General features: G+C 64.6%; 16 protein-coding genes. 9 read left to right on the top strand and 7 right to left on the bottom strand.

The window, feature by feature from the left end; all coding sequences use genetic code 11:
• Nucleotides 1-259 precede the first annotated feature (259 nt).
• The 3 genes from ABD923_RS08430 to ABD923_RS08420 form a co-directional block, all read right to left on the bottom strand.
• Entirely contained in the window at nucleotides 260-1,018 is a 759-nt protein-coding gene (locus tag ABD923_RS08430; protein ID WP_259550226.1) for a hypothetical protein, read from the bottom strand.
• Nucleotides 1,011-2,303, bottom strand: a complete 1,293-nt coding sequence (gene serS / locus ABD923_RS08425) for a serine--tRNA ligase (RefSeq protein WP_259550225.1) — start codon at nucleotides 2,301-2,303, stop codon at nucleotides 1,011-1,013. The genes ABD923_RS08430 and serS overlap by 8 nt, the downstream gene beginning before the upstream one ends.
• Nucleotides 2,304-2,468: 165 nt before the next feature.
• A complete protein-coding gene (locus ABD923_RS08420; RefSeq protein ID WP_259550224.1) occupies nucleotides 2,469-3,983 on the bottom strand; it encodes a pentapeptide repeat-containing protein in 1,515 nt (504 codons plus the stop codon).
• A gap of 272 nt (nucleotides 3,984-4,255) precedes the next feature.
• On the opposite strand from ABD923_RS08420, the gene yajC reads away from it, so the two are divergent.
• From yajC to ABD923_RS08395, 5 genes are read left to right on the top strand one after another with little or no spacing between them, the layout of a single operon-like run.
• Nucleotides 4,256-4,540 carry a preprotein translocase subunit YajC gene (gene yajC / locus ABD923_RS08415; RefSeq protein ID WP_222191140.1) on the top strand — a complete coding sequence of 95 codons (285 nt, stop codon included), beginning with the start codon at nucleotides 4,256-4,258 and terminating at the stop codon, nucleotides 4,538-4,540.
• Nucleotides 4,541-4,593: 53 nt separating this feature from the next.
• Entirely contained in the window at nucleotides 4,594-6,261 is a 1,668-nt protein-coding gene (gene secD / locus ABD923_RS08410) for a protein translocase subunit SecD (RefSeq protein ID WP_259550223.1), read from the top strand.
• A 3-nt stretch (nucleotides 6,262-6,264) separates the two neighbouring features.
• Nucleotides 6,265-7,233 (top strand): protein translocase subunit SecF, encoded by a 969-nt coding sequence (secF, locus tag ABD923_RS08405; protein WP_259550222.1) that lies wholly within the window; start codon nucleotides 6,265-6,267, stop codon nucleotides 7,231-7,233.
• Nucleotides 7,226-7,981, top strand: a complete 756-nt coding sequence (locus ABD923_RS08400) for a sulfite exporter TauE/SafE family protein (RefSeq protein ID WP_259550221.1) — start codon at nucleotides 7,226-7,228, stop codon at nucleotides 7,979-7,981. The genes secF and ABD923_RS08400 overlap by 8 nt, the downstream gene beginning before the upstream one ends.
• Nucleotides 7,982-8,017: 36 nt before the next feature.
• Nucleotides 8,018-8,371 (top strand): Mth938-like domain-containing protein, encoded by a 354-nt coding sequence (locus ABD923_RS08395; protein WP_222191144.1) that lies wholly within the window; start codon nucleotides 8,018-8,020, stop codon nucleotides 8,369-8,371.
• A gap of 135 nt (nucleotides 8,372-8,506) precedes the next feature.
• Here ABD923_RS08395 and ABD923_RS08390 read toward each other — a convergent pair whose 3' ends face one another.
• Both ABD923_RS08390 and ABD923_RS08385 read right to left on the bottom strand, forming a co-directional pair.
• Entirely contained in the window at nucleotides 8,507-9,199 is a 693-nt protein-coding gene (locus tag ABD923_RS08390; protein ID WP_259550220.1) for a DUF1194 domain-containing protein, read from the bottom strand.
• Complete coding sequence (locus ABD923_RS08385; RefSeq protein WP_259550219.1) at nucleotides 9,196-9,624, bottom strand: VOC family protein; 429 nt, start codon at nucleotides 9,622-9,624, stop codon at nucleotides 9,196-9,198. Before ABD923_RS08385 ends, ABD923_RS08390 begins: the two co-directional genes overlap by 4 nt.
• A gap of 227 nt (nucleotides 9,625-9,851) precedes the next feature.
• Between ABD923_RS08385 and thyX the strand changes: the two genes are divergently transcribed.
• The 3 genes from thyX (at nucleotide 9,852) to ABD923_RS08375 (ending at nucleotide 12,288) form a co-directional block, all read left to right on the top strand.
• The gene (gene thyX, locus ABD923_RS08380) at nucleotides 9,852-10,769 is read left to right on the top strand and encodes an FAD-dependent thymidylate synthase (RefSeq protein ID WP_259550218.1); all 918 of its coding nucleotides are present in this window, start codon (nucleotides 9,852-9,854) and stop codon (nucleotides 10,767-10,769) included.
• 129 nt (nucleotides 10,770-10,898) lie between these two features.
• Nucleotides 10,899-11,540, top strand: a complete 642-nt coding sequence (locus ABD923_RS19140; protein ID WP_405048312.1) for a type VI secretion system-associated protein TagO — start codon at nucleotides 10,899-10,901, stop codon at nucleotides 11,538-11,540.
• A 343-nt stretch (nucleotides 11,541-11,883) separates the two neighbouring features.
• Entirely contained in the window at nucleotides 11,884-12,288 is a 405-nt protein-coding gene (locus ABD923_RS08375; RefSeq protein WP_259550217.1) for a DUF2177 family protein, read from the top strand.
• Between the two features lie 101 nt (nucleotides 12,289-12,389).
• Here ABD923_RS08375 and ABD923_RS08370 read toward each other — a convergent pair whose 3' ends face one another.
• A complete protein-coding gene (locus ABD923_RS08370; protein WP_222191148.1) occupies nucleotides 12,390-12,596 on the bottom strand; it encodes a cold-shock protein in 207 nt (68 codons plus the stop codon).
• A gap of 243 nt (nucleotides 12,597-12,839) precedes the next feature.
• On the opposite strand from ABD923_RS08370, the gene ABD923_RS08365 reads away from it, so the two are divergent.
• Nucleotides 12,840-13,163, top strand: coding sequence for an arsenate reductase family protein (locus ABD923_RS08365; RefSeq protein WP_259550560.1), 324 nt, complete (start codon nucleotides 12,840-12,842; stop codon nucleotides 13,161-13,163).
• Here the strand turns inward: ABD923_RS08365 and ABD923_RS08360 are convergent.
• Nucleotides 13,121-13,693: a DoxX family protein gene (locus tag ABD923_RS08360; RefSeq protein ID WP_259550216.1), complete on the bottom strand. Its 573-nt coding sequence runs from the start codon at nucleotides 13,691-13,693 to the stop codon at nucleotides 13,121-13,123. The two genes, ABD923_RS08365 and ABD923_RS08360, sit on opposite strands and share 43 nt — an antisense overlap.

Below are 13,693 nucleotides of genomic sequence, written 5' to 3'. Positions count from 1 at the left end.
CTCCGGCAGGTCAGGCGTGGGTGGCGCAAAAGGGCCGCTTTCGCGTGTAGCCCGTGGGCCTTGGGCGAACAAGGGGGCCACCGCAGCGCACCCCTGCGCCGTGAGCCTGTGGTCACGCCCCGCGGACAGCAGAGCCCGCCCCTTTACATCTTTATCCCGGAAAATATGCCCGCCGGAGGCGTCAGCGCGGCCAGGGGCTCGATGCCCCTTGTCGCGCTTGCCTGGGCGACGCGGCAAGGCCGCGGCGCACCCCCTCGGATCAGGCGCGCAAGGCCACCCCTTGCCTCGCGGCCTGTCCCAGCAGAAGCACGGCGCCCGCCACCGCCGCAAAGCCATAGAGCGTGGGCCAGTTCGCTACCGCGATGCCCACGGCGGCCCAGCCGGCGGCGAAGGCATAGGTCGGCGCGCGCAGCCGCTGGCTCAGCGGCAGGGCAATCAGCAGCGCCAGCGCCAGGCCCGCCCAACTGGCGGTCATCGGTGCCAATAGCCCGAAACCCATGACCACCGTTGCCGTCGCGACCGAACTGGCCGCCGTCAGCCACCCGGCATAGAGCCCGATCGGCCAGGCCAGCCACCCCCGGTCCCGTGCGGGCGCGCGCAAGAGCGCCCAGACGGCCCCGGCCCACATCACCCAGATCAGCACCGTGGCCGTCACCGGCGAGCTCAGCGCGATGGGAATCCATGCCGCCCCCACCGCGAGCGACAGGAACAGCGGCCAGCGCATCGCGTCCCAGTCCGGCGCAGTGTCGCGCTTGACCAGGCCGAACAGCGCCGAGGCGACCAGCCAGATGTAGATCACGCCCCAGATCGAGAACGCGTAGCCCGCGGGCGTGACCGGCGGCTCCACCACCTCGACCGGCATCTGCCCCGGCTCGAACCCGGTGAAAGGCTCGCTCAGGAAGGGCGAGACGAAAAACGCCACCGCCGCGATCACGACGAAGACGGCCTTCATCCGCGCCGTGTCGCGCGGGTCGTCGGGGTTTTCGGGCGGCGGGTCGTTTGGGTTGATTTCAGTCAAGGGTTCCCTCGGCGGTGATGCGGGTTCTCCCCCCCATGTAGGGATGCAGCACCTGAGGCAACAGGACCGAGCCGTCTTCCTGCTGCCCGTTTTCCAGAACCGCGATCAGGCAGCGCCCCACGGCCAGGCCCGATCCGTTCAGCGTATGGACGAACTCGGGCTTGCCGCCGCTTGTCGGACGGAAGCGCGCGTTCATCCGCCGCGCCTGGAAATCGCCGCAGGTCGAGACCGAGGAAATCTCGCGATAGGTGTTCTGCCCCGGCAGCCACGCCTCGATGTCATAGGTGCGCCGCGCGCCAAAGCCCATGTCTCCGGTGCATAGCACGACCGTGCGGTAAGGGATGTTCAGCGCTTCGAGGATGCCCTCGGCACAGCGCAGCATGCGCTTTTGTTCAGCGTCGGAGTGGTCGGGATGGGTGATCGAGACCATCTCGACCTTCTCGAACTGGTGCTGGCGCAGCATGCCCGCCGTGTCGCGCCCCGCCGAGCCCGCCTCGGACCGGAAGCACAGCGAATGCGCGGTGTAGCGGCGCGGCAGATAGCTTTCCTCGACGATCGTGTCGTTGACGATATTGGTCAGCGACACCTCCGAGGTCGGGATCAGCCACCAGCCATTGGTCGTCTGGTAGCTGTCCTCGCCGAACTTGGGCAGTTGGCCCGTGCCGTACATGATGTCGTCGCGGACGAGGACGGGGGCGTTGACCTCGGTCAGGCCGTTTTCGAGCGTGTGGGTGTCGAGCATGAACTGCGCGAGCGCGCGGTGCAGGCGGGCGACGGCGCCGGACATCAGCACGAAACGCGAGCCGGAAAGCTTGGCCGCCGTCTCGAAATCCATGCCGTCCTGAACGGCGGCCAGCTCGTAATGTTCCTTGGGCTGGAAGTCGAAGTCGCGCGGCGCGCCCCAGCGGTGGATCTCGACATTGTCGGCCTCGTCCGCGCCCTCGGGCACGTCGTCATAGGGCAGGTTCGGGATGCCCGACAGCAGGTCGCGGAGGGCGGCGTCCTTCTCCTTGGCCTCGTCCTCAAGCCGGGCGATTTCCTCTTTCTTTTCAGAGACAAGCGCGCGGAGACGTTCGAACTCCGCCTCGTCCCCGCTGGCCTTTGCCTTCCCGACTTCCTTGGAGGCGGCATTGCGCTCGGCCTGCGCGGCCTCGGCCTTCTGGATGCAGGCGCGGCGGGCCTCGTCGAGGGCGAGGATCGCGGGCGATTGCGGCGCGAGGCCCCGGCGGGCCAGCGCGGCGTCGAAGGCGTCAGGGGTCTCGCGGATGGCGCGGATGTCGTGCATGGGGGCCTCGGCTCAGCGAATGCGGTCGCGCGCGGGTATGCCAGAGCCCGGGGCGGGGGAAAAGCCCGGATCAGGGGGGCACAGCCGGTACACATGGCGTACACAGCCTGTACATACGCGCTTAATGATTGGCGTTGTCACTTTTGTTGGGTCTTCCCAGTGCTCTTAATCCTTGCGGTAGTCAGGCGCGATGGCAATGGGCGGTTCAATCGAACTTGCCCATTTTCGCCATTCTTGAATAAACTCACTACTGCATGGTGCTTGCGGGTCGTAATCCAGTTTTTTCAGCGGCCAGTGTTGCGGCCAACTGTTGGAGATATCTTTTCCTATTTTTGACTTCCAGCGGCTTGCTAAGGCGATGAATGATTTTCTGCTAGATCCGTCCGAGAAAATTTGGCTTGATATAAGTGAAAATTGCCCCAGCGTAGTCTCGCTCATATTGATCACCGCGCTTCCAGAAAAATTTCCGCCTATTGGGCCATAGTTGGGGCTAGCATTAAACCATGCTTTCTCGAAAAAGCAGCCAATAAAAGAGGCCGTAGAGAAATTGTTGTGCTGAAATCTAACATGGCGAAATGTACATTGGAAAAATGAGGTTTGGTGAAGGTAGGTGCTGTCGAATGCCGCTCTTTCAAAAACTACGCCCCTGACTTGCATATTGCTCATATTACAGTGGCTGAGATTAATTCCTCTCAAAGTTGAATCATTGATTTTGGACTTTGAAAGATTAGCGGCCAAAAGGTTTGCGTCATCCAATTGGGATCCTCGGAAGTTCAAGTTTGATAAATCAAAAAACTGTAAGTTGCAGCGACGTAGGTCGATGTTTGATGGCATGAATGAAGTGCGAGTATCTTCATTCATTGGGTTGATCCGTCCTAGCGCTTGTGCGGCGCGCTCCATATCGGATCGTACGAGAGGTCTTAGCTTTGAAGCCCAGTCCTGAAATTCGAGGCTATCAGAAAAGCTTGGCGTCTGATGTGGTGGGTGATCGAGGCTTAGTTCCTGCACATATATCGACAGCATCCGCGCGATGCGTTGCGCGGGCGCGAAATCTCCACGATCCATTGCCTCCAGCGCCAGCCCCTCCAGCCGGTCGATGGCGGCGGCGCGCGTGACGAGGTCATCTTCCCACTCGGTCAGCACGACGTCTTTGCCGTCCTGCTGGACGATCCGTGTTACCTGCCGCCGCGCGGCGAGGTCGGTGGCGGCGGCATTGATCTTATCGTTGAAGAGCGCCTCGTCTTGCAGGTCCGTCTGGCGCTGCGCGGTGTCCAGTGTTTTTTGGGCGACCACTGTGCGCCAGATCAGGAAAGGCGCGCCGATCAGGGCGACCAGCAACGCGCCAAGGCCCAAAGTCGTATTCGGGCTGGCGTCCGCCCCAGAGGACGTCTCGCCATGAAACACCATCCAAAGCAATCGGAACGTCACGAGCAGAGCGAGGAGAAATAGGATCACATAAGCCGACCCGACCGCGAGCAGCGAGACTTTGCCAACGCCTGTCTTGAGCGGCATGCCCAAAGTGCTGCGGAGGTCGGTCCACATATCCTTGCCCTTGCTCGCGCCCATCGCGGCCAGAACGGCATAGACCACCAAACTGAGCAGGGTGATGCCCACCACCGCTGCGACCGCTATCGCGGCGTGTTGGTCCATCGGCAGCGTGATCGTAACCTGATCGTCCATACTCAACTCTTTCGCAGCGTGGTCACCAAACCACGTTCTGCCTTGATCGCAAAGGAAAAGGCCGGGTTGGGTTTGGTCTCATTGAGATCCGTGCACCGAGGCACACCCTCCCCATTACCCCTTTCCCCTTGCCGCCGTCCCTCTCTGCGCCCATGTGACCCGGACCACCCGCCGGGGCGCTGCCTTGCCAAGGCAGCGCCCCGGAATTAGGGTGCCGCGACTTTTGACCGGGGGGGACCGATCCGCCCCGACAGACATGACAGAGGACCCCGATGGAAGCCTTCGCCCAGTTCGTCCCGCTGATCCTGATCTTCGCGATCATGTATCTCCTCCTGATCCGCCCGCAGCAGAAGAAGGTGAAGGAGCATCAGGCCATGGTCGCGGCGCTGCGCCGGGGGGACGAGATCGTCACGCAGGGCGGGCTGATCGGCAAGATCACCAAGGTCAAGGACGACAACGAGGTCGAAGTCGAGCTGAGCCAGGGTGTGAAGGTGCGCGTGCTGCGCCCGACCATCGCGCAGGTCCGCTCCAAGACCGAGCCCGCCGCCAACGACTGAGCCCCTCGCGCCCCGGGGCCTGACGGCCCCGCGCCAAGACAGACAGGCCCCAGATGCTGCAAATCCCCCTATGGAACCGGCTGTTCATCATCGCCGTGGTGCTGGCCGGGCTGGCCTTTGCCATGCCCAACCTGTTCTACGAGCGGGTCGAGCGGTACAATGACGCGGTTGCCGAGGTCGAAGACACCGGCGTGACGAGCGAGGCCGCGGCCGAGGCGCTGTCGGGCTGGCCGTCCTTCCTGCCCTCGACGCTGGTGAACCTGGGGCTGGACCTGCGGGGCGGGGCGCATTTGCTGGCCGAGGTCAGCGTTGCGGATGTCTACGAGGCGCGGATGGACGCGCTCTGGCCCGAGGTGCGGGACACGTTGCGCGATCTGCGCGACACGGTGGGCACGATCCGCCGCCAGGACGCGCCGCTGGGCGAGTTGCATGTGCGCGTGAGCCAGCCCGAGGGGTTGGCGCAGGCCGTGGCCGCCGTGCGTGGCTTGGCCCAGCCGGTGGCGAGTCTGACCGGCGTCGGCGCCTCGACGCTTTATGTGCGGGGGGAGGGCGATCTGCTGATCGTGACCCTGTCGGAGGCCGAGCGCGAGGCCACCGACGATCGCACCATGCAGCAATCGGTGGAGATCGTGCGCCGCCGCGTCGACGAGGCCGGCACGCGCGAGCCGACGATCCAGCGCCAGGGTTCCGACCGCATCCTGATCCAGGTGCCGGGCATCGGCAGCGCGCAGGAACTCAAGGACCTGATCGGCACCACCGCGCGGCTGACCTTCCACCCGGTCGTGGGCCGCACCGACGATGCCGAGGCGGATGTGGAAAGCCGCCAGATCCTGCTGCCCTCGATGGACGAGGAGGGGGTGTTCTACATCCTCGAACAGACGCCGGTCGTCACCGGCGACGACCTTGTCGACAGCCAGCCGAGCTTTGACCAGCAATCGGGCCTGCCGGTGGTGACCTTCCGGTTCAACTCGACCGGGGCGCGGGCCTTTGGCGAATACACCTCGGCCAATGTGGGCGCGCCCTTTGCCATCGTGCTGGACGAAGAGGTGATCTCGGCCCCCGTGATCCGGCAGGCCATCACCGGCGGGTCGGGGCAGATCAGCGGCAATTTCAACGTGGAAAGCTCGACCGAACTGGCGGTTCTGCTGCGCGCAGGCGCGCTGCCGGCCGAGATGACCTTCCTCGAAGAACGGACCATCGGGCCGGAACTGGGCGCGGACAGTATCGCGGCGGGGGAAATGGCCGCGCTGGTGGCCTTCGCCGCCGTGCTGGTCTTCATGATCCTGAGCTACGGCTTGTTCGGCGTCTTCGCCTCCATCGCGCTGGTCCTGAATGTGGGGCTGATCTTTGGCGTGCTCAGCCTGATCGGGGCGACGCTGACCCTGCCGGGCATCGCGGGGATCGTGCTGACCATCGGTATGGCGGTCGACGCGAACGTGCTGGTCTTCGAACGCATCCGCGAAGAGTTGAAAACCGCGCGTGGCCCGGCCCGCGCCATCGAGCTGGGCTATGAACGCGCGCTGAGCGCCATCATCGACGCCAACCTGACGACCTTCATCATCGCGGTGATCCTCTTCGCGCTGGGCTCGGGTCCCGTGCGCGGCTTCTCGGTGACGCTGGGGATCGGCATCGTGACCTCGGTCTTCACCGCCATCTACGTCACCCGCCTGCTGATCGTGACCTGGTTCGACCGGGCCCGTCCCAAGAAAATCGAGGTCTGAGCCATGCGCCTGAAACTGGTTCCGCAGGATACGAATTTCGACTTCTTCAAATACGCCAAGGCGACTTTCGGCGCCTCGGTGGTGGCCATGATCCTGTCCATCGGGATCTGGCTGACCATGGGACTGAATTTCGGCATCGACTTCCTGGGCGGCACGACGATCCGGACGGAGTCGACCCAGGCCGTGGACGTGGGCGAATACCGCGCCGTTCTGGACCCGCTGGGGCTGGGGGACGTGTCGATCACCGAGGTGTTCGACCCGACCTTCGACGAGGATCAGCATGTCGCCATGGTGCGTATCCAGGCGCAGGAAGGGGCCGAGGCGGTCACCCCCGAAACCATTACCGCCGTGGAAGAGGCGCTGCGCGGCCTCGACCCCGAGATGACCTTTCCGTCGGTGGAATCCGTCGGCCCCAAGGTCTCGGGCGAGTTGATCCAGACCGCGCTTCTGGCCGTGGGTGCGGCGCTTGCCGCGCTGCTGGTCTATATCTGGCTGCGCTTCGAATGGCAGTTCTCGGTCGGCGCCATCGCGGCGCTGGTGCATGACATCGTGCTGACCATCGGCGTGTTCAGCCTGCTGCAAATCCGGTTCGACCTGGCCACCATCGCGGCACTGCTGACGATCATCGGCTATTCGATCAACGACACGGTGGTGATCTTCGACCGGCTGCGCGAGAACCTGATCAAGTACAAGCAGCGCGCCTTGCGCGACGTGATGAACCTGTCGGCCAACGAAACGCTGAGCCGGACGCTGATGACGAGCGGAACGACGCTGATCGCGCTGATCGCCCTGCTGGTGCTGGGCGGCGACGTGATCCGTGGCTTCGTCTTCGCCATCTTCTGGGGCGTGATCGTGGGGACCTATTCCTCGATCTACGTGGCCAAGAACGTGGTGCTGATGATCGGGGTCAAGCGCGACTGGTCCAAGCCGTCCTCGGGCGGGGGCACTCAATTCGCCAATATCGATGCCTGACTGGCTGGCGCCGGCACTGAGCGAGCCGGGGCTGATCTGGGTTTGTGGCGCGTCGCTTCTGGCGGGGCTGATCTATGGCTTTGCCGGGTTCGGCGCGGCGCTGGTCTTCATGCCGCTGGCCACGATCTTTCTGCCGCCGCCCATCGCCGTGGCGGCGTTTTCCCTGTCGGCGCTGGCCTCACTCTTCACGGTTGTTCCCGGCGCGTGGAAGGTGGCCGACCGCCGTGCGACGGCGGTGATGATCGTGGCGTGCCTTCTGACGACACCCCTGGGGGTGGCGGCGCTGCGGGTGGCCCCCGAGGACGCGATCCGCACCGGGGTCTGCGCGCTGACCCTGCTGACATTGGCCGCGCTTCTGGCGGGCTGGCGGATGCCGCTGACGCCCGGGGTCGCGACGCGCGCGGGGATCGGGGCGTTGGCCGGTCTGACGGGCGGGTCGACCGGGCTGAACGGGCCGCCGGTGATCCTGTTCAACCTCGGGACCGAGGGGCAGCCGGTGGCGGTCACGCGCGCCAACCTGGCGCTGTTCCTGACGCTGACCTCGCTGAGCTTTCTGCCGCAGCTTTGGTTGCAGGGGCTGTTGCCGCCCCGCGCGCTGGCCCTTGGCGTCCTGCTGCTGATCCCCTATGGCGTGGGGACGTGGACGGGCGCGCGGCTGTTCCGGCCCGATTGGGCGGGATTTTATCGCGGCGCGGCCTATCTGTTGATCGGGGCGGCGGGGCTTGCGGGCCTGCCGTTCTGGACCTGAGACACGACACGCGAGCAACCCGAGGGGAGGCACCCCATGCGCATCACCGAGATCACCTATGACGACAGCGTGCCCGTGGACGGCTATGGCCCCGGCTTCTTCCGGCTGGGCGGCGAGCGGGTCGAGGGCGCGGTGTTGCTGATGCCCTCGGGGGTGCGGGCCTGGCTGGGCTACGGCGAGGCGCAGCCGATCCTCGACCGGGCGGGTGAGATCGACGTCCTGCTGGTGGGCACGGGGCCGGAAATCGCGCATCTGCCGGCTGATTTGCGGGCCGTCCTGGAAGAGGCGGGCATCGGGGTCGAGGTGATGGCCAGCCCCGCCGCCTGCCGCACCTATAACGTGTTGATCGCCGAGGGGCGCCGGGTGGGCGCGGCCCTGCTGCCAGTCTGAGACCCGAGGGATTGCGCCGCGTTTCACGCGTCGCCCGGTGGCGCCGTGCAAGGGGCATCGAGCCCCTTGCACGGCGCGCGCGTGCCGCGCGGTGCATATTTGAAGGATAAAGATGGGGGCGGGGCGCGCGCCGGGTCAGTCGGCGTCGAGTTGGCCGAGGATGACCACGCGCAATTCCCGTTCGAGCTTGCGGCGCATGGCCTCGGCGAACTCGTCATGGTTGCGGGCGAATTCGACGAAGGCGCCGGGGCCCTGGATGACCTGGTCGCGGTAATAGAGTTCGATCTCGCGCGAGGCGCCGCCGATGGCGAGCCCGTTTACGGTGACGCCCGCCAGCGGGAAATGGGCATAGGCGGCCTCGGGGGGGAAGCCATCATTGTTCTGCCCGTCGCCCGAGAGGTCGAGGGTCTGGAACAGGCAGGGGGGCGCGTCGGCGAAATGGGAGGCGGCGAAGCCAAGCGCGTAGCCGAGCGCCGTGGGGAAATCCTCGGTCCGGCGGGTGGCGCGCAGCACGCGTTCGGCCACGGTGGTCAGGTCTTCTTCGGAGCGGATCAGGGTCCAGTCGACGAGGATGTCCTGCTGGAAGCGCCCTGACCATTCATAGATCGACAGCGCCACGGGGCCGTTGCCCGAAAGCGCCGCCTCGACCACGTTGGGGTCGATCAGGGCGGCGGCGAGCCCCTCGATCTGCTGGGCGTATTCCCCGGCATCGACCGAGGCCGACACGTCGAGCCCGAGGAGCAGCGCGAGGCGGCACTGTTCCTGCGCGGTGCCGGGCGCGGCGAGGCCCGCCGCCACCGCAAGGGCCAGAAGGGCGCGACGGATCACCAATGCCCGGTGTTTTCCATCGAGGCCCAGGGCTCGGCCGGGGCCAGCGCTTCGCCGGCCTGCAGCAATTCGACCGAGATGTTGTCGGGCGAGCGGACGAAGGCCATGCGGCCATCGCGCGGCGGGCGGTTGATGGTCACGCCTTTGTCCATCAGGTGCTGGCAGGTCTCGTAGATATTGTCGACCGAGTAGGCGAGGTGGCCGAAATGGCGGCTGTCCGAGGGCAGCCCCTCGTCGCCGTCCCAGTTGTAGGTCAGCTCGACCGGGCACTCCTCCTGCCCCGGGGGGGCCATGAAGATCAGCGAAAAGCGGCCCTGTTCGTTCTCCATCCGGCGCGTCTCGCGCAGGCCGAGCAATTCGTAGAAAGCCATGGATTTTTCGAGGTCCTTCACGCGGACCATCGTGTGCAGGTATTTCAGACCCATACCGCTCCCCTTTTGGTTGGATACCGTTCGGGGCAACTCTAGCGCGGGATGGGCGTGAACACAGCCCGGCAGGGCGGTAAATTTCACGTGGCCGCCCGCGCCGCCGCGCGATGCGACACCGCACCCCGCAGGAGTCGCCCCCTTTATCTTGCGGCCCGCCCTTTGCGTGATGCAAAATGTTGTGAACGCGCCCCTGCGAATCCCATGCCAAGGAAAGGCCCGATCCCATGCCCCTGACCGAAGACCAACTGGCCGAGATCGAGGCCGCCCGCGCGAACCCCCAGCCCACGCTGCGCGCCGTGGCCCCGGGCATGGAGCAGCATCTCTACACCGCGGTGCCGGTGCTGGACCACGGCTTTGTCCGGGTGATCGACTACATGGGCGACGACGCGGCCATCGTGCAGGCGGCGCGGGTCAGCTACGGCGCGGGGACGAAAAAGGCGCGCGATGACAGCGGGTTGATCCGCTACCTGATGCGGCACTGGCACTCGACCCCGTTCGAGATGTGCGAGATCAAGCTGCATGTCAAACTGCCCGTCTTCGTGGCGCGGCAGTGGATCCGCCATCGCACGGCGAACGTGAACGAATACTCGGCGCGCTACTCGATCCTCGACCGGGAATTCTACATCCCCGAACCCGACGCACTGGCCGCGCAATCCACGGTCAACAACCAGGGCCGGGGCGAGGTGTTGCAGGGGGCCGAGGCCGCGCGGGTGCTGGAGATCCTGAAATCCGACGCGGGCCGCGCCTATGACCATTACGAGGAAATGCTGTCACAGGAGGGGCAGCAGGGCCTGGCCCGCGAGCTGGCGCGGATGAACCTGCCCGCCAATATCTACACGCAATGGTATTGGAAGGTCGACCTGCACAACCTGTTCCACTTCCTGCGGCTGCGGGCGGACGAGCACGCGCAATACGAGATCCGCGTCTATGCGCAGGCGATTGCTGACATGGTGAAGGACTGGGTCCCGGCGGCCTATGGCGCCTTCGAGGATTACCGCGTGGGCGGCGTGGCGCTGAGCGCGAAAGGGGTCGAGGTGTTGAAGCGGCGTCTGGCGGGGGAGGCCGTGACGCAGGAGAATAGCGGGATGAGCAAAGGGGAATGGCGGGAGTTTGAAGAGGTGTTTCCCGCGACCCCGGCGTAGGCCGGGGTCAAATCGCTCCAGTGGAGCGATTTGAGCGGGAAACGGGCGCGCCGAGAGGCGCGGCCAAGCAGTTTTTCAATTGCGTGAATTTCTATGTTCTTGACTTATTGCCATTAACTTTGTGTTTATTTGAAAGGTGTAGGTGGTTCAGTAGTATGGGAGCTTGATGATTTGCTGCGGTTTGTAGTTGCCTTTTTTTGCTGTTTGGGGTCTTCCGTCGCTGCTCACGAGTGTAGCGATATTAGCGCAGATGTAGAACGCTTGGAATGCTTTGATCTGGCTTTCCCAGCGTCTGAGGTTTCCGAAACTGGCCCGGAGCGAGGGTCTCAGTGGACTGTTCAAAGCGAAACTTCTGCTATGACAGATGAGACAAGTGTCTTCTTGTCGGTGCGGTCAGAAAACCCAGTGACGTGTAGCTGGAACCGGGGTGGATACCCAGTTCTGTTTGTCAGATGCTTGGAAAACACTACGTCCATTATTTTTTCGACCGACTGTCATATGACATCAAGTCGTTACAACAACTACGGCGACGTCACTTATCGGTTAGACAATGAAGAGCCTAGGACGAGAGGGTTCACTGAAAGCACCAACAATAGATCTCTAGGTTTGTGGAGTGGCGGAGAGGCTATTCCTTTCATCCGGGCTATGCTTGATAATGAAAGACTATTGGCCCGCATGACCCCGTTTAGTGACAGCCCCATTGAAATGGAGTTCAATATCTCCGGCCTGGATCAAGCCATTGTGCCGCTCAGGGAAGCCTGTGGGTGGTAAGCGAAGGAAAAGCCGGCGCTATTCTTTATTGGTTTGATTCGATCTTGTCGCCGTTTGGATTAGGCGGCAGATTTTGCGAGTCATTTTTCGAGACGCCTTTTCTGTTTTTGGGTTGCCAGGATTTCTTGGGGCAAGGCAGGCGGCCTCCAAGTCTACCGCTGCCTTCTGGTGGTGTTGGGTACGCGGGAGCGGCGGGATAAATCCCGCCCTACTCGGGAGGCGCGACGCCCTTTAACGGGTCGCCGTCTTCACTTGCGCCATGGCGGGACAAGTCCCGCCCTACGGGTCTCGACACCTCCCCCTTTCACCCTACCTCCGCTCCACCCCAACCGCCGGAGCGCCCATGTCCCTCGTCCTCCTCTTCGTCGCGACCTCGCTTATCTTCCTGATCGCCGATGCGGTCATGTTGCGCGGGGTGATCCAGCCGATCTTTGCGCGGCATCTGGGCGACGGGCTCTACGAGGGCGGGTTTCGCTTGGCTCCGGCGGTGCTGTTCTATTTCACCTACATGTTCGGCGTGCTCTATTTCGCCGGGTGGCCCGCGCTGCGTGACGGGGTGCCGGTGCAGGCGCTCGTGAACGGGGCGGCGCTGGGGTTCGTCGCCTACGGCACCTATGAATTCACGTCCTGGGCGGTGATGCGCGACTGGCACCCGCAAATGGTGGCCGTGGACCTCGCCTGGGGCACGGCGGTGACGGGCCTGTCGGCCTGGGGCGGGGTTGTGATCGCGCGGGCGGTGGCGGGCTGAAGCCCGCCCTACGGCGGCGCAAGATCCCGTGCCGCGCCGCAACCGGCGCGGGGGCGTGAGGGCTGACGAGATCAGGGGCCGCCGGGGCGACCCTTTGCCGGTCAGAGCTTGACGAGATCCACCGCCGAGGCGCGGCCGTCGCGCCCCTCTTTCAACTCGTACTGGATCTTGGTGTCATCGGCGAGGCCGGTCATGCCCGCGCGCTCCACGGCGGAGATGTGCACGAACACGTCCTTGCCGCCGTCGTCGGGTGCGATGAAGCCATAGCCTTTGGTGGTGTTGAACCATTTCACGGTGCCGGTGGGCATCGGTCTTTCCTTCTCAAGTCTCACGTTCTCGCCCGCCCGCGTCATGCGGCGGGATGGTGCAGCAGCCGTCTCCGTGACCGATTTTCTGCCTTCTTGAGAGGGGCGGTTCACCGGGAAACCTGTCGTCACGCGAAAAAGGATGGCGCAGCGCCGGGGCAAAACAAGGGCGAAGTGCTGGCCCCCGCCGCGATTGGCGTTAATTTGCGCAACCGTGACATGACGGTGCTGGAAAAGGGGGCTTTGATGATCGTTTACGGGCTGAAAGCGTGCGATACCTGCCGCAAGGCGGTGAAGGCGTTGCAGGGGGCGGGCCATGAGGTGCGGCTGGTCGATGTGCGGGCCGAGCCGTTGTCGGCGGCGCAGATCGAGGCCTTCGTCGCGGCTTTTGGCGAGAAGATCGTCAATCGCCGCTCGACCACGTGGCGGGGCCTCTCCGAGGAGGATCGCGCGCTGCCCGAGGCGGAGATCATCGCCGCGCATCCGTCGGTGATGAAGCGCCCGGTGATCGAGGCGGGCGAGACGCTTTATCTCGGCTGGGATGCGGGCGTGCGCGATGCGCTGATCTGACGGCCCAGCATCGTGTCGACCGAGACCGGCCCGGCCCCGCGCAGGACGATCACGGCAAGCAGGAAGACCCAGTAGGCGCGCTGATCGGCGATGAGGCTGGAGGCGTCGTTGTCGAACCACGCGCCGAGATCCGCGCCGCCGACGCCGTGGCCCATGATGTCCACCCAGGTCTGCACCGCGACGAAGCCGATCATGCCCAGCGCCGAGAGCCGGGTGAACAGCCCCAGCACGATCAGCGCGGGCAGAAGGAACTCGGCCCATGTGCCCAAGAGGACAATGGGCGTGGCCAGCGGCCCGAGGCCCGAGGGGTCATATCCCGCGGCTTCGAACTGGCGCGGCAGGATCTGGATATAGGCGCCCAGCTCCAACGAGAACGGCCCGCCCGACAGCTTCGTCAGCCCCGAGTTCCAGTAATAGACGAGAAGGGTGCCGGCGAAGATCACCCGCGCTGCGGTGGGGATGAGCCACGGGGCGACCGCTTCCTCCAATGCGCTGAAAAGGCGGGTGTGCAACTGGATCAATGCGTGCAT

The sequence above is a fragment of the [Roseibacterium] beibuensis genome, from assembly GCF_039542305.1.
In the GTDB taxonomy this organism is placed as follows: domain Bacteria; phylum Pseudomonadota; class Alphaproteobacteria; order Rhodobacterales; family Rhodobacteraceae; genus Roseibacterium; species Roseibacterium beibuensis.
Note: the sequence above shows the minus strand (reverse complement) of the source record. Positions and strands in the feature narration are given on the sequence as shown.

Excerpts from the sequence above, each read along its gene's own strand:
- secF (WP_259550222.1), top strand. The coding sequence starts at position 6,265 with ATGCGCCTGAAACTGGTTCCGCAGGATACGAATTTCGACTTCTTCAAA.
- ABD923_RS08420 (WP_259550224.1), bottom strand. The coding sequence starts at position 3,983 with ATGGACGATCAGGTTACGATCACGCTGCCGATGGACCAACACGCCGCG.
- ABD923_RS08395 (WP_222191144.1), top strand. The coding sequence starts at position 8,018 with ATGCGCATCACCGAGATCACCTATGACGACAGCGTGCCCGTGGACGGC.
- yajC (WP_222191140.1), top strand. The coding sequence starts at position 4,256 with ATGGAAGCCTTCGCCCAGTTCGTCCCGCTGATCCTGATCTTCGCGATC.
- serS (WP_259550225.1), bottom strand. The coding sequence starts at position 2,303 with ATGCACGACATCCGCGCCATCCGCGAGACCCCTGACGCCTTCGACGCC.
- ABD923_RS08360 (WP_259550216.1), bottom strand. The coding sequence starts at position 13,693 with ATGCACGCATTGATCCAGTTGCACACCCGCCTTTTCAGCGCATTGGAG.
- ABD923_RS08375 (WP_259550217.1), top strand. The coding sequence starts at position 11,884 with ATGTCCCTCGTCCTCCTCTTCGTCGCGACCTCGCTTATCTTCCTGATC.
- ABD923_RS08370 (WP_222191148.1), bottom strand. The coding sequence starts at position 12,596 with ATGCCCACCGGCACCGTGAAATGGTTCAACACCACCAAAGGCTATGGC.
- ABD923_RS08400 (WP_259550221.1), top strand. The coding sequence starts at position 7,226 with ATGCCTGACTGGCTGGCGCCGGCACTGAGCGAGCCGGGGCTGATCTGG.
- ABD923_RS08365 (WP_259550560.1), top strand. The coding sequence starts at position 12,840 with ATGATCGTTTACGGGCTGAAAGCGTGCGATACCTGCCGCAAGGCGGTG.
- thyX (WP_259550218.1), top strand. The coding sequence starts at position 9,852 with ATGCCCCTGACCGAAGACCAACTGGCCGAGATCGAGGCCGCCCGCGCG.
- secD (WP_259550223.1), top strand. The coding sequence starts at position 4,594 with ATGCTGCAAATCCCCCTATGGAACCGGCTGTTCATCATCGCCGTGGTG.
- ABD923_RS08385 (WP_259550219.1), bottom strand. The coding sequence starts at position 9,624 with ATGGGTCTGAAATACCTGCACACGATGGTCCGCGTGAAGGACCTCGAA.